The sequence below is a fragment of the Pedobacter sp. AC379 genome, from assembly GCF_979258145.1.
Genome location: NZ_OZ409839.1, coordinates 2,693,810 through 2,717,674, shown reverse-complemented (window position 1 = coordinate 2,717,674; position 23,865 = coordinate 2,693,810). Strand labels below are relative to the sequence as shown.

Annotated in this window: 24 protein-coding genes; 10 read left to right on the top strand and 14 right to left on the bottom strand. The window is 37.9% G+C overall.

Annotated elements, in window-relative coordinates:
* The first annotated feature begins 22 nt into the window (after window positions 1-22).
* The 9 genes from ACZZZW_RS12235 to ACZZZW_RS12195 all read left to right on the top strand — a co-directional run bounded on the left by ACZZZW_RS12235 (window position 23) and on the right by ACZZZW_RS12195 (window position 11,891).
* Complete coding sequence (locus ACZZZW_RS12235) at window positions 23-1,213, top strand: SGNH/GDSL hydrolase family protein (protein ID WP_055903953.1); 1,191 nt, start codon at window positions 23-25, stop codon at window positions 1,211-1,213.
* Between the two features lie 170 nt (window positions 1,214-1,383).
* Window positions 1,384-1,896, top strand: coding sequence for a hypothetical protein (locus tag ACZZZW_RS12230; protein ID WP_055903949.1), 513 nt, complete (start codon window positions 1,384-1,386; stop codon window positions 1,894-1,896).
* Between the two features lie 122 nt (window positions 1,897-2,018).
* Window positions 2,019-2,435 (top strand): SRPBCC family protein, encoded by a 417-nt coding sequence (locus ACZZZW_RS12225; RefSeq protein WP_055903946.1) that lies wholly within the window; start codon window positions 2,019-2,021, stop codon window positions 2,433-2,435.
* 466 nt (window positions 2,436-2,901) lie between these two features.
* The gene (locus tag ACZZZW_RS12220; protein ID WP_055903943.1) at window positions 2,902-4,293 is read left to right on the top strand and encodes a TolC family protein; all 1,392 of its coding nucleotides are present in this window, start codon (window positions 2,902-2,904) and stop codon (window positions 4,291-4,293) included.
* Window positions 4,294-4,306: 13 nt separating this feature from the next.
* Entirely contained in the window at window positions 4,307-7,591 is a 3,285-nt protein-coding gene (locus ACZZZW_RS12215; protein WP_055903941.1) for an efflux RND transporter permease subunit, read from the top strand.
* Window positions 7,592-7,605: 14 nt separating this feature from the next.
* Window positions 7,606-8,706 carry an efflux RND transporter periplasmic adaptor subunit gene (locus ACZZZW_RS12210; protein WP_055903938.1) on the top strand — a complete coding sequence of 367 codons (1,101 nt, stop codon included), beginning with the start codon at window positions 7,606-7,608 and terminating at the stop codon, window positions 8,704-8,706.
* Window positions 8,707-8,730: 24 nt separating this feature from the next.
* Complete coding sequence (locus ACZZZW_RS12205) at window positions 8,731-9,672, top strand: helix-turn-helix domain-containing protein (RefSeq protein WP_055903935.1); 942 nt, start codon at window positions 8,731-8,733, stop codon at window positions 9,670-9,672.
* A 289-nt stretch (window positions 9,673-9,961) separates the two neighbouring features.
* Window positions 9,962-10,966: a phosphotransferase enzyme family protein gene (locus ACZZZW_RS12200; protein WP_055903931.1), complete on the top strand. Its 1,005-nt coding sequence runs from the start codon at window positions 9,962-9,964 to the stop codon at window positions 10,964-10,966.
* 61 nt (window positions 10,967-11,027) lie between these two features.
* Complete coding sequence (locus ACZZZW_RS12195) at window positions 11,028-11,891, top strand: dienelactone hydrolase family protein (protein ID WP_055903928.1); 864 nt, start codon at window positions 11,028-11,030, stop codon at window positions 11,889-11,891.
* A gap of 365 nt (window positions 11,892-12,256) precedes the next feature.
* Here the strand turns inward: ACZZZW_RS12195 and ACZZZW_RS12190 are convergent, their stop codons facing one another.
* From ACZZZW_RS12190 to ACZZZW_RS12125, 14 genes are all read right to left on the bottom strand, one after another.
* On the bottom strand, window positions 12,257-13,219 hold the full coding sequence (locus tag ACZZZW_RS12190; RefSeq protein ID WP_055903925.1) for a hypothetical protein: 963 nt from the start codon (window positions 13,217-13,219) through the stop codon (window positions 12,257-12,259).
* Window positions 13,220-13,227: 8 nt separating this feature from the next.
* Complete coding sequence (locus ACZZZW_RS12185; RefSeq protein ID WP_055903923.1) at window positions 13,228-14,325, bottom strand: toxic anion resistance protein; 1,098 nt, start codon at window positions 14,323-14,325, stop codon at window positions 13,228-13,230.
* 27 nt (window positions 14,326-14,352) lie between these two features.
* The gene (locus tag ACZZZW_RS12180) at window positions 14,353-14,967 is read right to left on the bottom strand and encodes a TerD family protein (RefSeq protein ID WP_055903920.1); all 615 of its coding nucleotides are present in this window, start codon (window positions 14,965-14,967) and stop codon (window positions 14,353-14,355) included.
* A 4-nt stretch (window positions 14,968-14,971) separates the two neighbouring features.
* The gene (locus ACZZZW_RS12175) at window positions 14,972-15,526 is read right to left on the bottom strand and encodes a TerD family protein (RefSeq protein ID WP_055903917.1); all 555 of its coding nucleotides are present in this window, start codon (window positions 15,524-15,526) and stop codon (window positions 14,972-14,974) included.
* 2 nt (window positions 15,527-15,528) lie between these two features.
* Entirely contained in the window at window positions 15,529-16,365 is an 837-nt protein-coding gene (locus ACZZZW_RS12170; RefSeq protein ID WP_055903913.1) for a phosphoribosyltransferase family protein, read from the bottom strand.
* The gene (locus ACZZZW_RS12165) at window positions 16,352-17,056 is read right to left on the bottom strand and encodes an HAD family hydrolase (protein WP_055903910.1); all 705 of its coding nucleotides are present in this window, start codon (window positions 17,054-17,056) and stop codon (window positions 16,352-16,354) included. The genes ACZZZW_RS12170 and ACZZZW_RS12165 overlap by 14 nt, the downstream gene beginning before the upstream one ends.
* Before the next feature lie 46 nt (window positions 17,057-17,102).
* Window positions 17,103-17,918 (bottom strand): DUF475 domain-containing protein, encoded by an 816-nt coding sequence (locus tag ACZZZW_RS12160; RefSeq protein WP_055903906.1) that lies wholly within the window; start codon window positions 17,916-17,918, stop codon window positions 17,103-17,105.
* 335 nt (window positions 17,919-18,253) lie between these two features.
* Window positions 18,254-19,270: a WD40/YVTN/BNR-like repeat-containing protein gene (locus ACZZZW_RS12155; RefSeq protein ID WP_463493728.1), complete on the bottom strand. Its 1,017-nt coding sequence runs from the start codon at window positions 19,268-19,270 to the stop codon at window positions 18,254-18,256.
* A 7-nt stretch (window positions 19,271-19,277) separates the two neighbouring features.
* Window positions 19,278-19,709 carry a DUF2147 domain-containing protein gene (locus ACZZZW_RS12150; protein ID WP_055903901.1) on the bottom strand — a complete coding sequence of 144 codons (432 nt, stop codon included), beginning with the start codon at window positions 19,707-19,709 and terminating at the stop codon, window positions 19,278-19,280.
* A 99-nt stretch (window positions 19,710-19,808) separates the two neighbouring features.
* Window positions 19,809-20,189 (bottom strand): DoxX family membrane protein, encoded by a 381-nt coding sequence (locus tag ACZZZW_RS12145; protein WP_463493727.1) that lies wholly within the window; start codon window positions 20,187-20,189, stop codon window positions 19,809-19,811.
* A gap of 349 nt (window positions 20,190-20,538) precedes the next feature.
* Window positions 20,539-20,955 (bottom strand): VOC family protein, encoded by a 417-nt coding sequence (locus ACZZZW_RS12140; protein WP_055903895.1) that lies wholly within the window; start codon window positions 20,953-20,955, stop codon window positions 20,539-20,541.
* A gap of 317 nt (window positions 20,956-21,272) precedes the next feature.
* Window positions 21,273-21,689, bottom strand: a complete 417-nt coding sequence (locus ACZZZW_RS12135) for a hypothetical protein (RefSeq protein ID WP_055903892.1) — start codon at window positions 21,687-21,689, stop codon at window positions 21,273-21,275.
* A complete protein-coding gene (locus ACZZZW_RS12130) occupies window positions 21,690-22,205 on the bottom strand; it encodes a DinB family protein (protein ID WP_055903889.1) in 516 nt (171 codons plus the stop codon).
* 2 nt (window positions 22,206-22,207) lie between these two features.
* On the bottom strand, window positions 22,208-22,702 hold the full coding sequence (locus tag ACZZZW_RS12125; protein ID WP_055904007.1) for a DinB family protein: 495 nt from the start codon (window positions 22,700-22,702) through the stop codon (window positions 22,208-22,210).
* A 135-nt stretch (window positions 22,703-22,837) separates the two neighbouring features.
* On the opposite strand from ACZZZW_RS12125, the gene ACZZZW_RS12120 reads away from it, so the two are divergent.
* A complete protein-coding gene (locus tag ACZZZW_RS12120; protein ID WP_055903886.1) occupies window positions 22,838-23,797 on the top strand; it encodes a GlxA family transcriptional regulator in 960 nt (319 codons plus the stop codon).
* Window positions 23,798-23,865 lie beyond the last annotated feature (68 nt).

The window sequence follows — 23,865 nt, the reverse complement described above, 5'->3', positions numbered from 1 at the left end:
CTTTTGGCTTAATCTGATTGATATGAAATTAACCTCTTTTCTTTACTTAATGGTTTTGTTAACTGCATTAAATGCTAAAAGCGTTGCACAAAACAAACTTGAATCTTCTTCATTTATTACATTTAATAATTTTAGCAGCAATACAGCCGAAAAACTGACCAAAAATGAGCCGGTAACTGTTGCATTTTTAGGTGGATCGATTACCAATATGGAAGGCTGGCGCGGTTTGGTATGCAATTACCTCAGCACAACCTATCCTCAAAACAAATTTAAATTTATTAACGCAGGTATCCCATCATTAGGAAGTTTACCCCATGCTTTCCGCTTGCAGCGCGATGTGTTGGATAGTGGAAAAGTAGACCTGTTATTTGTAGAATCGGCAGTGAATGACCATGTGAATGGAACACCGGAACAAACCCAAAAACGGGCGTTAGAAGGCATAATCAGACACACTTTAAGTAAAAATCCAAAAACCGATATTGTACTGATGGCATTTGCCGATGAAAATAAAAACGAAGATTTTAATAAAGGTACAATCCCCGCTGAAGTAAAAATACATAGCGATTTGGCCGAATATTATCATTTGCCATTTATTAACCTCGCTTTAGAAGTAGATAAACGCATAGCCAACGGAGAATTTACCTGGAAAAATGATTTTAAGGATCTTCATCCATCACCATTTGGCCAACAACTTTATTTTAACACGATAAAAACCTTTCTCGAAGAAAACCAGAAAAACACTAAAAAAGCATCAGCAGGGATTCCCAAAATCATTGATAAATTTGCATATACCAAAGGGCAGTATCTAAACATTACTGCTGCCGGAAATTTAAATACGTTTAACATCAATAAAAACTGGAAACCCAATGATGGCATCGATACCAGAACCGGTTTTGTAAATATCCCTGTTTTAGAAAGCACCACCAGAAACAGCACTTTCGATTTGGTTTTTAAAGGTAATGCGGTCGGAATTGCAGTATTATCTGGTCCCGATGCCGGCGCACTGCACTATCGGATAGATAATGGCGCTGAAAAAATGGTCGATCTTTACACCCAATGGAGTTCGGGCTTGCATTTACCTTGGTACCTGCTACTTGCCGATCAATTAGGGGCTGGCGAACACAAGTTAAGCATTCGCATCAGCGATATGCATAACCAAAAATCAACAGGTTACGCCTGCCGCATTGCCTACTTTTTAGTGAACGCTAATTAATTGCATTAAAACTTTCCATCCTTCGCGAATAGCAATCCAAAACCATTTAAAATGCAAATTTACAACCTGCATTAAATTCATTTAATCAAAATAGTTAATCGTTTTAGTAAAATCAGATTCCAATCAAACATTATCAATTTCCATTTGCTTATATAAACAAAAAACATCTCATGAAAAACATTAAATTAATTATCCCTGCTCTTTTATTATTGTTTTCTGCCTGTAGCGAAGCCACCAGAAATACAGCCAACAGCAAAAGCGAAAATGGTACAACTCAAAATGAAAGCGATTCATTGGTAGCTAAAATCAAAGTAAACGGAAACGTAACGCCCGGCGATCCATTATTATTAAGATTTGTGGTATACAATAATACAACCGCCACCAAAAGTTTTTGTATTTGGCATACGCCGTTTGAACCGCTAACGAGCAGTTACCTAAGTATAACCAATGAGAAAGGCGAAGAAGCGCAATACAAAGGCGCAATGGCTAAAAGGGTAATGCCACCTCCGGCCTCGAGCTATGCCAAGGTAAACCCTGGTGATAGCCTTGTAGGAAACGCTGATTTATTAAAAGCTTACGACCTAAAAAAAGGATCAAGCTATAAAGTAACCTACACTGGCGGCAACATTAGCGGATTGGTTTCTACAGATACTGTGATCTTTATTTATAACGAACTGCGTTAGCTAAGGATTTTTTGTTCAAGGATAGTAATTGAGGTTATTCTACACCCTTTTTTGTCGCATTAGCACTTTTGCACTTGTAAAAGTTAACATAACTTTACATATACAATTTAAACAAACAAAACATGGAAAATAGAACTTCAATTACTGTTGAAACCACTGTAAATGCGCCTGTAGAAAAAGTATGGGAATTTTGGAACAACCCTGATCATATTACTAAATGGAGTTTTGCCTCACCTGAGTGGCATACTCCATATTCGGAAAACGATTTAAAAGTTGGTGGTAAATTTAAAAGTACCATGGCTGCAAAAGATGGTAGCATGAGTTTTGATTTCGGCGGAACGTACACCACAGTTGATACCAACAAAAAAATAGAATATACGCTTGAGGATGGTAGAACTGTGAGCATTATTTTTGATGCATTAAGTGAACAAACCAGGATTACTGAAACTTTCGACGCTGAATCTACCAATCCTGTTGAAATGCAGCGTGGAGGATGGCAGGCCATACTTGATAACTTTAAAAGCTATACAGAACAGTAAAGCATATTCAGTACTTTTTGTAACATGTTATTAATATCAGTTTATAAGATTTCTCCACTACTGTCGAAAAGGACGAAATTTCACATCAAATTTGGTTCTTCTGCAAGCTATTACTAACGAACTCCGGTATAGCGGTCGGCATTGCGAGGCACGAAGCAATCTTTCTAGTAAGGAAGCAAAATCGTCATCCCGACCGAAGCACCGCGAAGTGGAGTGATCTTTAAACAATGTTTTCATTTCTAGAAAGGCCGATAAAATCACAATTTGCTTTTTGCGCCCATTAAAGCCTAATGTGGTTATGTTGAGTATGTAAAAACACGATTATATTCTATTTAACCTTTCGAAATAATTTACAACTTTGCTTAAGTAACAATTCGATGATTATTTGATTCGCATAATTTTTGATTTGAACCGAATACTTTGATATTGCTGCCATAATTTACATTTGCCGTGTAAATTATACACTATGCATCGTATATCTTTATTTTGTTTATCGTTATCACTTTTTTTTAGTTCCCCTTTCAGTGTAAGCGCACAAACGCTGAGTTTAAAACAGGCTGTAAACACCGCTTTAATTAATTATGGCACCATTAAAGCCAAAAATAATTATGCTAATGCATCAAAATCCTCCATCCAGCAGGCACGAAGAGAATATCTGCCAAATTTCAGCCTGAGTGCGCAACAGGATTATGGAACCATAAATGGCCAAAATGGTCCACAATATGGTTTAGGTGGCTTAGGAACTGCCTCATCTGGACCAGCTTTAGACAAACAAAATTGGAAAGCTGCCTTCGGCGGGTTGTACCTTGCGAATGTTAACTGGGATTTCTTCACTTTCGGAAAAATCAGAGAACGCATCAAAATTGCTGATGCTGCTTATCAAAGAGACAAAAATGACCTGGAACAGGAAAAGTTTCAACAAGAAATCCGTGTTTCTGCTGCATATCTTAATTTATTGGCCGCACAACGGTTAACCAGATCACAACAAAACAACCTCAATAGAGCAATTACTTTTAAAAATACTGCAGTAATCAGGGCTAAAAATGGCTTAATTGCTGGCGTTGATTCTTCTTTTGCAAAAGCAGAGGTTTCTAATGCGAAAATTGCGCTCACAAAAGCAAAAGATCTGGAACAGGAACAGGCCAACCGCTTAGGTGTTTTAATGGGCGTAACCGCAACATCCTATGATGTAGATACAGCCTCCATTACGCGAATACCTAACAATCTGCTCCAGGATACAGTCATCAAAACTTCGCATCCCCTGTTAAAGTTTTACCAGAACCGCGTGGATGTTAGTCAGCAACAGGTTAGCTATTTCAAAAAATTATACTATCCAACATTTACTTTCTTTGGTGTAATGCAGGGCAGAGGATCAGGCTTTGGCTCCGGCTATGCGCTAGATCAAACTGCTTATTCTACCGGTTATGCTGATGGCATTAATCCTACACGTGGAAACTATTTGATTGGCATAGGAATGACGTGGAATCTCTCTACATTACTTAAAAACCGACCGCAGGTACGGGCACAGGAATACATCAGTCAGGGTTTAAAAGAAGAATACAACATGGTTGATCAACAATTGAAAGCACAACTGGCCCTTGCAGAAACCAAACTCGCAAATGCCCTGGCGAATTACCGCGAAGCACCTATCCAGGTAAAAGCAGCATCTGATGCATACCTGCAAAAAAATACGCTTTACAAAAATGGATTAACTACACTGGTTGACCTTACACAGGCATTATTTACCTTAAACCGTGCAGAAACCGATCGCGATATTGCATTTACCAATGTTTGGCAGGCCTTGCTTTTAAAATCGGCAGCATTGGGCAATTATGACATATTTATCAATGAATTTTAATCTGGCTATATAAATGAACTTAATACGTTTCGCACTTCGCAAACCCATATCCATCCTGGTTTTAGTAGCAGGATTGTTCTTTTTCGGTATCGGGGCCATCAACCAGATTAAAGTTGATATTCTTCCACAAATGAACCTTCCGGTGATTTACATTGCCCACCCTTTTGGCGGTTACACACCCGACCAAATGGAAGCTTATTTTGGTAAACAATACGTTAATATTTTACTTTTCGCAAACGGTATCAAAAGCATCGAAACCAAAAACACGCAAGGTTTAATGTTGATGAAATTAACCTATTACGAAGGCACCAATATGGCTCAGGCCGCAGCAGAGTTAAGTGCACTTTCTACCAGGGCACAGGCCATTTTCCCGCCAGGCTCGCAACCGCCTTTCGTTATCCGTTTCGATGCCTCTTCTCTTCCCGTTGGACAGTTGGTATTAAGCAGCCCTATCCGTACCAATAATGAATTGCAGGATTTAGCCAATACCTATGTTCGCCCTAGTTTTTCGGCCATTCCGGGCTTGCTTTCTCCTGCTCCTTTCGGTGGTAGCCCCCGAACGATAGAGATAAACGTTAACCCTTCACTGCTACGTTCGCATAACTTAACGGTAGATCAGGTGGTGGAGGCCATTAGGTTAAACAACCAGACTGCGCCTTCAGGAAATGTAAGAATAGGTGATAAAAACTACCTTACCCCTACCAATTACACCATAAAAAAGGTTAAAGAGTTCGAAAACATTCCTTTATTTAAAGGCAGCGTACAAAATCTGCAACTGCGCGATGTGGCTACAGTGAAAGATGGGGCCGATTTAGTGGCCGGTTATGCCTTAATCAATGGCAAACGTTCGGTATATTTAAGTATTGCCAAATCTGGCGATGCATCAACCTGGGAAGTGGTTAAAAATTTAAAGAAAAATTTACCAAACATCCAAAGTTCCTTACCCGAAGATGTTAAGCTTTCTTATGAGTTTGATCAATCTGTTTATGTAATTAATGCGGTAAAAAGCTTAATCAGCGAGGGCGCAATTGGTGCAATATTAACCGGATTGATGGTTTTACTTTTCCTGGGCGATAAACGCGCTGCCTTAATTGTAATCTTAACAATCCCAACATCAATCATTGCCGGGGTGTTGTTCCTAAAGTTATTCGGACAAACAATTAACATCATGACGTTGAGCGGATTAGCTTTAGCTATTGGCATTTTGGTTGATGAATCTACAGTGACCATAGAAAATATCCACCAGCATTTTGATATGGGAAAACCCAAGGCACTGGCCATTTGGGATGCCTGTAAGGAAATTGCTTTCCCTAAATTATTGATTCTGTTCTGTATCCTTGCCGTATTTGCACCTGCTTTTACGATGACGGGAATTCCTGGTGCATTATTTTTACCATTGGCATTGGCAATTGGCTTTTCAATGGTGGTTTCCTTCTTGTTATCGCAAACTTTTGTGCCGATTATGGCCAACTGGCTTATGGTGGCACATCAAAAAAAAGGAAATGAAAACCATCCCGGCATTACACAGGATGAAGCTGATTTTAACGCAACAGGCATTACACTCGAATCGGAAAAAGATACCCTTAACCAGAAAAAGGTTTTGGTAGCACGTGAAGATTTTAGTGGCAACGGTAAAATTGGTTTCTTCGATAAATTCAGAAACCGTTTTATGCGTTTCCTTGATCGCATATTGCCACATAGAAAACCAGTGGTATTGGCTTATTTAGTGATCATTATTGGTCTGGCTGCATTATTATTGGTTAATATTGGTCGCGATGTTTTACCAAGAGTAAACTCAAGCCAATTTCAGTTGCGTTTGCGTGCACCAGATGGAACCCGTTTAGAACGTACGGAAGAAAAAGCAAATGTAGTATTGGCAGAGCTGAAAAAAATGGTTGGCGAAGAGCATATGGGCATTTCTTCAGTGTATGTTGGGCAGCACCCGGCGCAATTTTCGGTAAACCCAATTTACCAGTTTATGGCTGGTCCGCATGAAGCTGTTTTCCAGGTAAGCTTAAAGGATTTTGAGGAAGACATGGACGATTTTAAAGATCAGTTCAGGGCGAAAATTAAACAGGTATTACCTGATGTTAAGCTTTCTTTTGAACCGATAGAATTAACAGATAAAGTATTGAGCCAGGGCTCTCCCACCCCTGTAGAGGTACGCATTGCCGGTAAAAACAAAAAACTGAATGAAAAATATGCAAATAAAATTTTAGCAGAACTGAAGCAGATCCCCTACATGAGGGATGTTCAGATTGCGCAACCCATTAAATACCCGTCATTAAATATCGATATCGACAGAACGCGTGCTGCACAAATCGGAGTAGATATGGCTGATATTTCGCGATCATTAATTGCCTCAACTTCATCATCACGTTATACAGATAAAAACATATGGCTGGATGAAAAAGCCGCCTTACCATACAGCGTACAGGTACAGGTACCGCTTAACCAAATGACGAGCAAGGATGATATCGGAGAAATTCCTTTATTAAAAAACTCGGCCAGACCTGTACTAAGCGATGTAGCGAAAATTACACCCGATACCACTGCTGGTGAAAATGACAACATCGGTGCCATGCCTTTTCTATCAGTTACGGCAAACCTTTACCATACCGATTTAGGTGCAGCCTCAAAAGATGTAGAAAAAGCCATTAAAAACGTTGGCGAACTGCCGCGGGGATTAAAAGTTAACGCCATAGGGTTAAGTAAAGTTTTAACCGATACGTTAGACAGTTTGCAATCGGGCCTATTTGTGGCCATTGTAGTAATTTTTCTGATGTTGGCAGCCAATTTCCAGTCGTTTAAAGTGCCTTTGGTCATTTTAGCTACAGTACCGGCCGTAATTTTAGGTTCATTATTACTTTTAACCATCACCGGATCAACCTTAAACTTACAATCTTACATGGGAATTATCATGTCGGTTGGGGTATCTATTGCCAATGCGGTGCTATTGATTACCAATGCCGAACAACTGAGAAAACACAATGGTAATGCGCTCGAATCTGCACGCGAAGCCGCAGCATTACGTTTACGGCCGATTATAATGACGAGTATTGCGATGATTGCAGGGATGTTACCAATGGCAATTGGCCATGGAGAAGGTGGTGGAGCTGTTTCACCTCTTGGAAGGGCAGTTATAGGTGGGTTGTTGGCCTCAACATTCGCAGTATTAATTATCTTGCCACTGGTATTTGCATGGGTTCAAGGTAAACAGACTACCAATTCAATATCGCTCGATCCGGAAGACGAAGAAAGCATCCATTACATTAAAGGTTTACAAGAAAACGAATAAATCATCATCAACAAATGAATACGAAGATATTTTCAACAGGATTAATAAGTTCAGGATTATTAATGTTAACAGCTATTTATGGCTGCGGGCACTCAGAATCGAAAGTAGCACCCAAGAAGGAAAAAGAGGCAGCTATTGCAACTTTCGACCTTAAAAAGGGAAAGCTATCAACCAAATTGAGTTTACCAGGAGAACTAATTGCTTTACAACAGGTTGATTTATATGCTAAAGTAAGCAGTTTTGTAAAAAGCTTGAAGGTAGATATTGGATCAGAAGTTAGTAAGGGCCAGTTGTTGATGACTTTAGAAGCACCAGAAATGACCTCGCAACTTGCCGCAACTCAATCGAGAATAAAAGCACAGGAAGCCATTTATACAGCAAGCAAAGCCAATTACAACCGTTTGTACGAAACCAGTAAAACACCTGGTACGATTTCTACCAACGATTTGGATCAGGCTTTGGCCAAAAAGAATGCTGATTTAGCTCAACTCGAAGCAGCCAAAGCGGCCTATAAAGAAGTGGGCTCCGTGCAGGATTATTTAACAATCAGGGCACCTTTCAGTGGAATTATTTCTGCCAGAAATGTAAATTTAGGTGCCTATGTGGGCCCAACAGGCAAGGGTTCTGATTTGCCGCTGTTTACTTTACAAGATCAGAAAAACTTGCGTTTAGCGGTTTCCATTCCTGAGGTTTATACAGGTTATTTAAAAGCAGGAGATGAAATCAGTTTTACGGTTAAATCTTTGCCAAGTCAAATTTTTAAAGCAAAAGTGAAACGTTTATCAGGTGCTTTAGATCTCCGCCTTCGCTCTGAACGTATTGAAATGGATGTTCCAAATGCATCAAAAGTTTTATTGCCAGGTATGGTGGCCGAAGTAAATATTCCGCTTCCCGCCAATGCAAGTACTTTTATTATCTCCAAAAAAGCCTTGTTAGATACCAGCGAAGGATTATTTGTATTAAAAGCAGCAGATAATAAGGCGGTTAAAGTAGCTGTTAAAAAAGGCAGAGAAACGGATGATCAGGTTGAAGTTTTTGGGGATTTGGCAGAAGGTGACAAATTAGTTGCAGAACCTACGGAAGAAATGCATGAAGGAACGCTGATTAAACCCTAACTTTACGTATTAAGCACTTAAGTTATGTTATCAAAAAATCAAGAGCTTTCTACCCTTCAAAAAAAGGAAACCCTGGAAGATTTTTATAATAAATTAAAAATCACCCGTCCGGAAATTCCTACGCCAAGTTTAGGAATGATTAACGACATTGGCCATTTCAATGTTTTTAACCGCGGTACCGTTTGTACCAATGTACCATCAGCTTTTAGCCGGAGGGATTTCTATAAAATTTCATTAATCATTGGCAACGGGATTTTGCATTACCCTGATGCACAGATCGAAATTAAAGGCAGGGCGCTATTATTTACCAACCCGAATATCCCGTATTCATGGGAAAGTACTTCGCCAAAGCCTGCTGGTTTTTTCTGCTTGTTTACTGAAAATTTTATCCATAACCGCAACGAAACCCTTCGCGATTCTTTGTTATGGCGCATTAACGATAGTCCCGTAATACATATTGATGAGGAGCAGGAAATAACCTTAAGGGATATATTTACCAAAATGATGAAAGAAATGGATGGTGATTACATCCATAAATATGATTTATTGAGAAATTATGTTCAATTGATTGTACATGAGGCTTTAAAAGTAAAACCACAGGATGCTGTTTTCAAACAGAACACCGCCTCGGCAAGGTTAACTTCATTATTTCTTGAATTACTGGAAAGGCAGTTCCCCATTGGTTCTACAGAGCATATTCTGGAGTTAAAAACAGCTCATGATTTCGCCTGCCGCTTATTGGTACATGTAAATCATTTAAATCATGCAGTAAAAGAAGTAACAGGAAAAACCACTTCAGAGCATATTTCGAGGAGGATTGCAACTGAGGCTGTAGCTCTATTGAAACATACAGAGTGGAATATTGCACAGATTGCTTATTGTTTGGGTTTTGAATACCCGGCCAATTTTAACATATTTTTCAAACGCCAGATGCAGTGTACCCCGAAAGGTTTTCGGGCCAATTAAATTGCAAATGAGTTAAACTTTTAAACTAGTCGTTTAAATATCCAAAGCGCCAATCCTACAACGAGGAAATGGCGCTTTTTTATTTTATAATTTTAACGCGGTGTAAAGCAATTCCGAATCTTGTATTGGAAATCTATCCATTTAATTTTAAATTTTTATCAATAATGATCTCAAAAAAAAAAGCTGAAACATGTTCAGCACCACGCTGCTAAGGTTGGTAAAGTAGTCTTATTTAATGATTAGGAAGTCGTTTCTAACATTTATATTTGAAACCCCAAACGCGCTACTTATGCAAAACATTTTCCCCGCACAATACTCCACATTATCAGCAACTGCTTTAAAAGATTATTTAATTGAAGCTTATCATTTACAGCCCGATACAACCTGTAAGCTTTTGATTAGAAATGTAAGTGATGCGTATATCCTGGAAAATAAGAACAAAAAATACATCTTCAAAATTTACCGTGATGTACACAGAAAGCTGAACCAAATTGAAGCAGAAGTAGAACTGCTCAATATTTTAAAAGCAAATGGAAATTCGGTTTCTTACCCTATAAAAGATGTAAATGGTAAACAGATTCAGCAGTTTGATGCCATTGAAGGGATACGGAACGGCATACTTTTTTCTTTTGCTGAAGGAAAGGTTATTTTAGATCTTGAATCAACACAGCTCATTCAATTGGGAAAGGATATAGCCAAACTGCATCAAAGTACCTCTTCAATCAAGCTCCATAATCCACGTCCGGTATTCAATTTTGAAACTACCTTAGCCGGGCCATTGCAAACTTTAAAACCTCACTTTGCAGAAATGCCTGTAGAATTTAAATACCTTTCTGATGTTGCTGATAGAGTGGTAAAAAAATTCGAAGAATTTGACACATCCAAGTTCAGTTATGGTTATTGCCATTACGATCTCTTCCCTAAAAATTTCCATTTTGATGAAGCAGGGAACATTACATTTTTTGATTTCGATTTTGCGGGTGAAGGTTATTTGATCAATGATTTAATGACTTTCCTTAACCATTATTTCTTCCATCAACTGAATAACCTGATCGCTAAAGAACAGGCTGAAAAGGATTTTGAAGTTTTTTTAAATGCCTACCAACAAGTGAGGCCCTTAACTGATGATGAGTTAAAAGCCATTCCTTTCCTCGGCATTACCTTTCATATTTTCTTTTTAAAATTCTTTTACGACAACTATGATGATTGGTCGAATACTTTTTTAACGCCCAGATATACCAAACACCGCGTAGCAATGATTAAAAAATGGGAAGAAATGTATTGTAACTTTTAGGCAATGCGGCTAAAATCTCAACTCCCTTGTTTATCTTGTAAAGTAAATCAAAATCAATAAGATGGATCAGAAAATAATCAACCTGTATGATGAGTATACCCATAGTCAGATCGGCAGAAAAGATTTTATGAAAAAATTGGCTGTTCTTGCGGGCAGCACAGCACTTGCAATGACTATTTTGCCAATGCTCGAAAATAATTATGCTTCAGCTGCAGATTTCCAAAGTGATGATATTGAAGTTGAAAACATTACCTATCCAGGCATTGATGTTGATATGAAAGCGGTTTTAGCCAAACCAAAGGAAAAAAAGAACTTAGGCTGCGTACTGGTAATACACGAAAACCGCGGGTTAAACCCACATATTATTGACGTAACAAAACGTGTGGCTGCAGAAGGTTTCTTAGCTCTTGGAGTAGATGCACTTTCTCCATTGGGCGGTACACCTGCCGATGAAGATAAAGGCCGCGAACTGATAGGTAAGTTAGATCCTGAAAAAAACTTGCAGAACTATTTAAAAGGACTGGAATACTTACGCAATAGAAAAGATGGAAACGGTAAAGTAGGCTGTGTGGGTTTCTGTTGGGGCGGTGGAATGGCAAATAAATTAGCCGTTAACGATCCCAAATTGCAAGCTGCCGTTGCTTACTATGGCGCACAGCCAAATGCTGCCGATGTTCAGAAAATTAAAGCCAGTGTAATGCTACACTATGGTGGTTTGGATGAACGCATTAATGCAGGAATACCAGCTTATGAGCAAGCCTTAAAGGAAAATAAAATTGATTATAAAATATACATTTATGATGGTGTAAACCATGCATTTAACAATAACACCTCACCTACCCGATACAATGAAGCTGCAGCAAAACTGGCCTGGAGTAGAACAATTGAGTTGTTTAAACATAAGTTGGCGGTATTGACGAGGTAATTGTCGCATCTTAGAGAAAAGAAGTCAAGTTTTAAAAACTTGACTTCTTAATACCTTAACTTTTCTATTTAAGAAGATAACAAATTAAACACTTAAATAGCAATAAGCTTTTTACAAGCGGCGGTATTTCTTAATGATTGATGCAGAGACCATTCATTCACAGCCCCGATTGTAAGTAAAGCCCGGAACGAAGCATGATTGAGGACTTGGAGTAAAAGCGGGATAGTATTTTACCAAGCACCACTGGTTTTGCGCTTCAAAAAATACTGAAGTTATTAATCGCTTTAATTAGCAGGATAGCCCCTGAAATCAATTCAGTGTGACGAAAAAAATAATGATTGATTCCTTTGGCTAGGAATTAACCCTTAAAACAAATCCGTTTTAAGCATCGTTTTTAAAATATTTGATTGTACGTCGAAATTATTGAGGTGATTTAAGAAATTAATATCCGAAATTTTATGATAACTGTCTTCCAGTAAATTAACAACTTCTTTTGGGATAGCCGTTTTCAACACCGCAGCATTACTTTGCAGTTTATCGTTTTTATACTGCAGCTCCTGTACAATCCTTTCTCTTTCAGAAAGATTTGTAGACTTATCCAAATCGTTTAAAATGGTTAAATCGCAGAACAAAAACAGGTTCCTGCTCGGAAAAAACAGGTAATAACTATCTATATCCAAAAACTTATAAATTTCAATTACCAGCTCACCAGATTTTAATCCGATATAAAATTCAGTTCGAAAATCATATTTACACAACTTTCCCATCAGTTTTTTCTCAATAGTTGCATACACATTGGTATACACCTGCTTATCCTGAAAATTAATCAGTTTAGAAAATTGATCGGTGGTGAGATCGAAATAAAAATCGTTGGCGTATTTAGAACTAAAAACGTTAATGTTTTTTGAAAAAGGGAAATCAGCGCTTAAATCGGACAGTACACTAAATAATTTTCGCAGTGATAAATTAACTTTAAGCGATTGTCTTTGTTTATCCTGCTGGAAACTTTTCTGATCAACAAGTGCACTCGCCATACGATCAATCAGCTCCTCGTTCAGGTCGATTTCATCGTAAATGAGCGAAACATTTTTCTCATTGCTCTTTTTGATCTTTTTAAGCAGTTCGATTACACTATCGGTAAACTGAAGGTGAAAAAGATCTAATTTTTCAACCTCAAGTTCATCATTATTGGCAAAAAGCTGATGAATAACCTGGCTCCTTAAGTAGATTTTATAAATCACTTCATCATCAAAAAACACAGAGAGCAACTGTAAACGGTTGATCTCTGCGCTTGATTTTTTGAGAATATTTAAGCGGTATTCATCCATAGATTAAATTAGTTCACCCGCGTAACGTTCTTTTTCAACTCTGTTTCCAAAGTTTTAAGTTCGCCATCCAACACACGTCTGCTTTGTGCACCTGCCTCATGAATTTGCTTCACTTCATTTAGCGTTTCAATTAGTGATGATGTGGTACGTTTAAGGGTTTCCAAAGATACCACAGTTTTTTCATTTTCTTTGGCTACATCGATACTGTTCTGTTTCAGCATCTCTGCATTTTTTTGCAAAATGGTATTCGTCGTGTCCGAAATCTTTTTTTGCATTTCTACATTGGCTTTTTGCCTTTGTAAAGCAACTGCAATGGTTAATTGGTTTTTCCACACCGGAATGGTTGTAGAAACAATCGACTGTGCCTTTTCTGCAATTGAAGTATTGTTATTTTGTACCACGCGGATTTGCGCCAGTGATTGCAACATAATAAAACGAACAATTTTCATATCGGCCAGTCGTTTATCCAAACGACTGATGAAATCCCTTAAATCGGCAATTTCATAATCCTGGTAATCAGCCGGCCTTCCTTCCATTTCAGCAAGCTTAATATTCAGTTCGTTGTATTTTAGCTGTCCGGCAATAATCAGTTCTTCCATCTGGTGGATGTAACCAACATTACTATCGAACATGGTTTGCAATGAACTGTTATCCTTAATTGAATTTAACCTTCCTGCTTTGATTTTGTTGGTAATTTTATCAATATTATTCACCACCACATCATACTTCTGAAAAAGTTTTTTTACATCAACAACCAAACTCTTTAAGAAAGGAATTTTGGAGATAAAACTCTTAAAACCACTTTGTTCGAGTTCAGAAACATCGATATAGTTCAGTTCGGTAAGCAGTTCGTTAATTAAACCGCCTACTTCGCCGCTATTGTAGGTACGTACAGACGATAAGAATTCGTTACTGTATTTCTCCATTGAGTTTTGGGCATCGCTTCCGTAATTCAGGATCGAATTAACATCTGATGGTTCTAACGATTTTCCAATCTCTTTATATTTAGTCGTTTCCTCGGAAGTTATCTTCTCAAGATCCACATTGCCCTCTTTATCCAGTTTTACCGGAGTAAGGGCTTGGGTAACGTTTGGGTTGGTTTCCATAGTTTGATCAATTATCGGCTTTGCAGCTTATAAATAATTTTGGGTCACGGTTTTAACGGTATCTTCCAGCTTTCTATCTTTGGTTGGTTCGCCTATGGCATTAAATTTCCATTCGCCGTTTTTCTTGTAAAAAACACCCATTACCATTGATACATGCCCTGCAAAATTAGCTCCGTGCGCAATATCAAATTTAGCAAAAACTTCGTTTACACGCTTGGTTGTACCTTCATAAATGCGGATGGACGCAAATGGAATGCTCCCAAAATCGTGACCTCTAAAACTGTTCAATACAAAAGCAACATAAGCAACGTTTGCATCCAGTTGAGAAAAATCGAGCGTGATGATCTCATTATCCAAACCATCATCACCACCCATATCGCCTGTTAAATCGTCGCCGCTATGTTTTACCGAACCATTTTTAGATTTAAGGTTGCCAAAGTAAACCACCTCTAAAAGTTGTTTATTTTCGTTATATAATGCACAGCTTCCATCTAAATCTACGGCTTCTTTTGAAGATCCGAAACCGAATAAGCCCTTCTTTTCAATAGCACCCCAGTTAATGCCTACACAAACATTTTGAAGTTTGCTCCCGTTGCTTTTTTCCAGACTGATGCGCTGTCCTTTTTCAAGATTGATTGCCATAATATTATTGATATTTGTTTAAATAATCCTGTAAACCACCTTTCATACCTACGCCAACTGCTTCAAACTTCCATTTGCCTTCACGTTTGTAAATCCGACCAAACTCTACCGCTGTTTCGATAGAAAAATCTTCTTCCAACTCATATTTTAAGATTACTTCGTTGGTTACCGCATCAAAAATACGGATGAATGAATTTCTTACCTGACCGAAGTTTTGTCTTCTGCTTTCTGCCTCATGGATCGTTACCACAATACAGATTTCATTTACTTTAGCATCTGTTTTGGTTAAATCAATTTTGATCTGCTCATCATCGCCATCACCATCACCGGTTAAGTTATCGCCAGTATGTTCAACCGAACCATCCGGAGAAATCAGGTTGTTATAGAATACAAAGTTCTCATCAGAAACCAGTTTCTTCTGATCGTTTAATATAAAAATCGAGGCATCTAAATCGAATGCAGAACCTGTAGAAGAGCTGTTGGTATCCCAACCCAAACCTATTGTAAATTTAGGAGCATCGATATTTTCTCTTTGCCCCTTTTGCAAATTAATAGCCATATTTAAATTAATTTATAATTATTGTTTTTGATATAGTCTTTTATAAGATGTAAATTTTTAGAATAAGCTTCTATCGTATGGTAATTATTACCTAAAGACAGATCATAAAGCTGATTAATAAAATCAGTGCTCCTACGTTCTAAAAAGATGGTAAAACTGCTCGAAGTACTGTTTAAAATGTATTTCACAATGCGGGTATTGAAACTGAAACTTCCACCATCAATTATTTCTTCAAGGTCGAATATAGATTTGATCTGATGGTAGTTGAGGAAATTTTCTACATTGGGATGGATATTTTTATTCACCAATTCGGCAAAATAAAGCATGTGCATTTCGTTTTTTAAGCCATAGGCTTTCGCCATTTTTAAAATCATGCGTTCATGGCTTCCGGTAATCCGGATATCATCCAGAAACAAAAGTGTTTTACCTGCCAGAAATTCCTTATCAATATGGAAAGAATCATTTCCGATTAGCGAAAGGCGTTCTTCGGCACTTAATTCACCATAATCTTCTTTGTAAGTAATGGTGCGGTGCACTTTCGTTTCCTGTACGGCCAAACCTCCATTTTCGACCAGCCAACGGTTAAGCTGGCAAACGAAATAGTTTTTCATGGCAAAAGTTGCCGTTGGAATAAAGCTGTAAGGACTGGAAATTACCACAATCTGATCGGTAATTAGGTTATCGGCGAGGTAATACCTGATAAAACCATCGGCTAGATCTTTCCCGAAAGAACGGGCAACCAGATCATCGCCAAATTTAAAGCGGCTATAATCATCTGGATTAAAGCCAAAATCGACGGTATTGTCAATTTTATGGAGTGAGAAATTAAACGGTATCATAGAGTAGGTTTGAGATAGATAGGTTGTTGGAATTGATCAGCATGCTGTTTATACCCATGGCTTCTGCCCCGCGTACATCTGCATAAGGGTTATCACCAACATGGATAACCTCTGTTAATAATAATTCAGGGTGTTTTTCCCTGTCGATGGTATCCAGCATCAACTGAAAAAAGCCAGCGCTGGGTTTCGACATGCGCACTTCATCAGAATATAGCTGAAAATCGATAAAGGCATCAATGCCTAAATGTTTAATTACTTTTTTTAAGGTTTTACCTTTAATAAAACCGGTGTTACTGAGTATGTTAGTAGAGCTTTCGCCCGATTCTTTAATTTTAGCAAGCACATCCAAACAATCGCTGCAATAGAGTTTGGGCATGTGGTTAAACACAATCTGTTCCATATCATGATCGAGCATTTTCAGGTCTATATCTCGAAAGTTGTAATCGTAATCATTGATTATACTGATGATCATTAGATACATTTCATCAGCATCAACATTTTTCCCTGCTTTTTCATTTATGGCATTCACCATTAAATCTACCTGCCGGAACGTAATGGCAATTTCATCAAGGGTTTTATGCTTGCCGTTATAATTCCTGTAAAAATACTGTACCCGTTCCTGCTTGTACGTTGGATTAGATTTAATCAGCGTTAACCAAAGATCGAATGAGTAATGTTTGTAAAAAGCCATCGCACCTTGTTTTCTAATCTGTTTTATAAATACTAAGCTTTAAGTACTAAGATTTATCCAATACTTCTTCTGCATCTTCCGAAATGATGATGTCGCTTTTATGCTTTTTAGGAAAGTTGAACAAAAGCGATGTTATTACTGGTATAATGAATATGGCTACTGTAAAAATAGACACGAAAAGATCTGTTTTTTCACCTTCTATAGCATGCGAAACAGGAGATTCGGGATAAAAATGTGTAAATAAAGATGAGGTAAGTTTAACACCAAGAACCCCGATTACTATAAAAGCAACTGTTTCTAAAAAGGTAAACTTCTCCATTAGTTTTACAAATGCCTGCGCTACAAAACGCATGGCAAGGATACCGATAAAAACACCGATATAAATTAACCAGATATGATCGGTAAAAGCAACCGCAGCAAAAACATTATCAATTGAGAAGGCTAAATCCATTACTTCTACCAGCGCAACGGTTGCCCAAAAAGTACCAACCAACCCAACGGTAGATTTATAAATCCAGCTTTTACTTTTATCTACTTCCTCTTCTTCCTCGTTCTTTTTGCTGCTCTTTTTTCTAAAATAATCGAAGGCCAGGTACAACAGGTATAAACCACCAAGTGGTTTTAACCACCAGATTTTTACCAGCCATGCCGCGAGGAATAAACAGATCCCCCTGAAAACATATGCACCAATAATACCATACTTTAAAGCCTTTTCTCTTTGCGACTTTGGCAAATCCATTACCATGGTAGCCAAAACTGCTGCATTATCAACCGAGAGCAAACTCTCAATCACAATTAAGTTTAAGATAATTAATAATCCGGCCTGTATATCGTCACCTAAAATCGTGTGCAAAAAATCCATTGAGTGAGTGTGTTTTTTAAATTAAAGTTTTAGTTAGACAACAAAGAAACAAAATTTTATCATTTCCGCTGTCTCATTCAGTTTTATTTATTGAATCGTTTTACGGATTAGATACTTAATCGATAAAACTGTTACGTACAGGATTGAAATTTATTAACGGGTTTACGCCAAATTTCACAACCTTTCGCCACCCTGAATCTATTTATTAGCAGTTTTTATTGTTTTAAAGGTCTGATAACTACTTCGTGGTCAGCGTCTTTCTTGCTAAAAGATGCTGAAATAAGTTTAGCAGGACGATGAGGTGAAATAAAAATGAATTTGTTATGCACCCCTTATCAATCAGTGGTTAACTGATAAATAGCACCCTTTTCTCCGGCCAGTAATACTACATTACCTTTTTTTGCTTTTTGAACGGCATTAAAGCTTTTATCAGCAATATGTTTCCAGTTTAAACCGCCATCCGTAGAAATATCGGTACCGGATGTACCTGTGGCAATTAATGTTTTCGCAGTGATGTAGCTTACGGCAGAACGAAAGCCCAAAACCGGACTAACGGGCTTATGCCAGGTTTTACCACCATCGTTACTTAAAAGTACATTATTTGCATTTTCCTTAACTTTAATATAATTGCCGCCTACAATAATACCTTTTTTCGCATTAAAAAAATCGATAGAGAAAGGTCCTGTACTATTTTCGCCCTGTAAAATAGGACATTTAAATACCTGCCAGTTTTGACCATAATCAGGAGAGAAATAGATATTAGAAACCGTTCCGCCGGTGGCAATCCAGGTTTTACCATCTGCTAATGTTTTAATGGTAGTACCACTGGCCGCAAAACTCGCTTCGCCTTTGGCCATTTGGCTTTTTAGGTTTGCAGAAATATCCTGCCAGGTTTTACCCGCATCTATGGTTTTAAGCAATTGCAGTTTATCATTTATCGGATCACCGAAGATTATACCCTTGTTTTTCTCCCAAAAACTTACTCCATCCAAAAATATGGCAGAATCGACGTTTTTATAGTTTTCTGTCCAGGTTTCGCCCCCATCTGTTGTTTTAAGAATATAAGCTGGTGATGCAATACCTACGATAACAGCATTTTGCGCATCAAAAGCTTCAATATCCCTGAAATCGATTTTCTCATAACCTTTTGGTTTTATCCATTTCCAGGTGGTTCCGCCATCGGTAGTTTTACCCACCGAGCCGTTGCTCCCACTAACCCAGGCAACCTGATCTGAAACAACACTTAAGCCACGTATACTGGTTTTGGCACTTTCATTCAATGGTTTTATCGAATACGACTGTGCGGCGCAAAAAAAAGGTGCCAATAAAAGGCACCATAAAATTTTCTTCATCTATATATTATTTAACCCGTCTGAAAGTTTCCGATCTGCCTAAAAGTGAAATGCCTACATAACCACGGATGTTTAGTACGTCAGCACTTTTTAACGTCATGTTGCAGCTATAAGTTTTACCACTTTTCGGGTCATATATTGTTCCATCAGTCCATTTACCATCATCGTAAACAAAATCTTTAAGGATTTCGAGATTTAACAAAGCACGTTTCTGTAAACTGGCATCAGGGTTTTTAATATCCAGTTTTGGTTTACCATTGATATTAGGTTCCTTTATCCATGCCAGTTTTCCGAAAAACTTATCGCCTTTTTTATAGATTTCAATCTGTCCTTCTCCTGATGGATTAAGCCATTTGCCTACAATCGCATCTTTATTTTGTGCAAAGGCAGAAAATGATACCGCTACAAAGAGCAGCATTAAAAATGGTAACTTTCTCATATTTTTATTTCTAGTTAGTTTTTAAAGATAATTAATTAAGCTTTATATCGAAACACTAAATAAAGAGAAAAAGTATAAGAAAGTTTTAAAAACCCAAATTTACTTAGAAATGATTGGTAAACACTTAGCCCTGTAAGCATAAAACAGGAATAAGTTAAAGAGTAGCATTACTGCAACCATTGGTAATTGTTTCGGACCTAAAAATGCATGGTAAAGAAAAATGTTTAAGGTAACCGGAAAAATAAGGAGTGCAGCTAAAGGCGCAGTACGGCCAATAAGTAAGAGTACCCCACCTATTAACTCTGTAACCTTAATTAAGGGCATTAAATAAACTGAGGCCATTACCCCAGACATAAATGTGCTTTGTGCGGCCGACATTGCCGGAGCATCTTTAGGCATTAAATGGAGAAAAAAGCTTACGGATGCAAAAAGATACATGGCGCCCAAAAGAACGCGAACAATAATAACTGCAATTTTCATGGTGCTTAAAATTTTGGTTTATATAATTAAAAATAATAATTTATTAGATTATTTTATTAGTGCTTTGCTCAGGATAGTTAATTGGTTCATCAAGTCGAAAAGTCTAAATAAGCTAACTCTTTCATTAGATTCTGAAACAAGTTCAGGAGGACGATATATAATGAATGAACAATGCTATGGTTTAGTGCCAATTATTTATGAACCATAAACGAAGAGCCATGAACTATTAACCATTGACTATGAACCATTGACTATCAGCTATGAACTATCAACCATGAACCATTAACTATGAGCCATTGACTATGATTCATCTGCAAAATAATTAGGACTCAAGACTTCCGACTCAAGACTATTTATAATCATAATTCACCATCCACTGAATACCGAATTTATCAGTTGCCATACCAAACAGTGCGCCCCAGAAAGTTTTTTCCAAAGCCATGGTTACCTTTCCACCAGCAGAAAGGCCATCGAATAGGCGTTTTGCTTCTTCTTCGCTTTGTGCATCAACTGATAATGAAATACCAGTTCCAAAAGTAGCTGCCGGCATTGGGTCGGTGATATCTGTTCCCATTAAAATGTTGCCACCAATTGGTAAAGCGATATGCATTAATTTTTCCTGATCGCCAATTGGCATACCTTCACATCCGGGCGAATCTTTATAGCGTTGCACCACCGCAAACTCGCCTCCAAATACTGATTTATAAAAGTTAAATGCCTCTTCGGTATTGCCATTAAAGTTTAAATACGTGTTTACTGTTGCCATTGTTTTGTTGTTTTATCTTGTTAAGACTGGTTATTTATTATTTGTTTAATTGTTACACTAGTTGTTACCCTGAGGGATAATATATTTTATCAAATCAATATAAATGACAGGAGATAATGTTGGTAAATCGCTTCAAAGTATCGTCATCCATTAGCTATAGGATGCAAGAAGGAACGACGAAGCAATCTTTCATGTTTGGTAACCCAGCGATAAAGATTGCTTTACTGTAGTCCGTTAATAGTAGCGTAGTCGAACGGCTGCTTATCATAAGATTCTTCGCTACATCCAATCTATCACATCTAAATGACCAAGTACGGTTACGATACTAGCTTCGTCAACTTAATATCCATCCAGTCCACCCATTTTGTACCGTCAAACTGCTCCCAGGTACCTTCAATCGTATTGTGTTTGAAATTCCCTTTAAAACGTTCCTTATCAGCAAATATTAAAATGATATCATCAAAAATTTTAAGCGTAGCTATTGAAATATTTCCTTCATTATCGAAGGATTGTGACCTGAATACATCTTCCATGTCATCATAAAGCATAATCTCCAATGCCTGTACCTGCCTTTTACCGAACACTACCTCCACCCGATGAGTTAAGAAAAAACCTCCTTCAATCCATTCGTAAGTATCTGTTCCGGTAATTACTTCACCTGTTTTTGTTAAACCATCTGTTTTCCATTTACCAATATAAGGATTTAGCAGATCGAGTTTATTGTTTCTAACCATTTAGTTTAGTGAATTAACGGCAAGCTTTTGGTAAATATTCTTTAACTGGTGCACATGCCGCTGGGTATGATAAATTACAAAATAAACAGCCTCTAACCGTGTAAGATAACCATAGCCGGGCAATTTGTACGAAGCACAGGTTTTGGTTAAATCCAACCCGGTTACCGCATTAGATATTCCTGCTCTTATCTGCTTTAAATTTTGCAGTAATGCCAACTGGTTGTAAGCTTTATCTTCAGGGTAGATCTCTTTTGGCGAATTATACTTTACATTAAAATTTAAAAAATCCTTCTTTATTTCCGCTACCAATAAATCGGCAGGCTTATCTGTTTCTGTTACCGGACCATTAATTACCTGTAAAAATCCATTGTTAGCTAAAACGAGGTGCTCTGCCAACTGCCCTGCAGACCAGCTGCCTGCATAAGGGATTTGGTTAATTAAATTTTCTTCAAATTCCGAAAAAACACGCTCCAATGTCAATAATGTTTCACTGGTTTCATTCAATACCTTTTCCATAATTACATATAATTCATTCCAGCGTAGCCCAATAACCTGCGCCACAAAGCAATCTGCCCGATACAGTTGGCCTCGCGGTAGGTGGTAAAACCAATCATTTCAAACAGCGTAATTTCCATCCCAGGCATACTCAGTTTCTCTTCTAATTTTTCATCTGTAGCCTGGGTTAAAGCATCTTGCAATTGCGGCGAAATGCTTTTCCAATCTCTAATAAGTGCTTCCAATGATGGATAATCAGCATCATCAACAATGCCTTTGTTATTGGCAAAAAGTTCGTCGGTTATGGATGGCAGGTTGATACCGAATGATTTAGCGAGGAAATAACGGCCCTGCACAATACTCCCTGTAATCCACGCAATATGGTTGGCATTGGTATCCAATCTTTTTTGCTTATCCTTTTCCGCTATGCCATCAAGCGCCCTTAATAAAAAATCTGTATGCATTTCGTACAGCACTATAAAGCCATACATTCTGCTACTTGTTGGGGTGGTTTTCATATCGTTTATATTTAGCTGATGAAAGTAAAATAAAGTTAAAGCTAAATGCAGCTGCACAGCGTTGCCGTAAAAGTCAATCTTAAGGGGCATTTCAGACAAATTTTATATATTTACGATACCTAAATTTTTAACCAAATGATACAAGTAGGTGTTTTACTGCCCAAAAACTTCCGTTTATTAAGCATAGCGGCCATTTTAGACGTATTTGATACCGTTAACGGATTTTACAGGAAAGACGATCTTGAAATTCCATTTAACATTAGTTTAATCACATTAGATGATAAAGATTACCGTTTTAGCGATCATCCATGCGTGCCTTTACAAAAAGCGACGAACCTTAACCTCATTCTTGTACCATCGTTTGCAACTAATGACATTAAAGATTGTATTGCTGTAAACAGTATATACATACCATGGTTAAATAAACAGCACCAGGCGGGGGCAGAAATTGCCACCTTTTGTACCGGTGCTTTCCTGCTTGCGGCATCCGGCTTGTTGGATGGCAAAGCAGCTACCACCCATGTTGATGCCTGCAGTGCATTTACCTCGGCTTTCCCATTGGTAAATTTAAAGGCCGATAAAACGGTAACGCAGGATGGCAGATTATTTACCAGCGGAGGTGCAACCTCCACCTTCCATTTATTGTTACATCTTTTACAGCTTCATTGTGGAAAGGACATGGCCGTTAAAGTGGCAAAAATTTTCGCCATCGATATGGACCGCGTAAACCAATTGTACTTTAGCACCTTTCAGCCTATCCGCCACCATAATGATGATCTGGTAGCTTCGGCGCAAGAAAAAATAGAAAACAATTACCAGGATGTAGCCACAATTGAAGAAATGATTAAAGATATTCCATCGAGCAGGCGGAATATTGTGCGCCGGTTTAAACAGGTAATTGGCATTACGCCTATCGAATACCTCCAGCAAACCCGAATAGAAGCGGCAAAAAAACTCCTGGAGCAAACTGCACAACAGATGACGGAGGTGATTTACAACTCTGGCTATAACGACCCCAAAGCGTTTCGAAAAGTGTTCAGGAAATCAGTTGGGATGACACCAACGCAGTACCGCGATAAATTTCAGGCAAGGTAAAAACAGATAATATTAGGCTGAGATGGCCGAATAACTATAAATGACTGTTTAACTATACAAATAGTTTT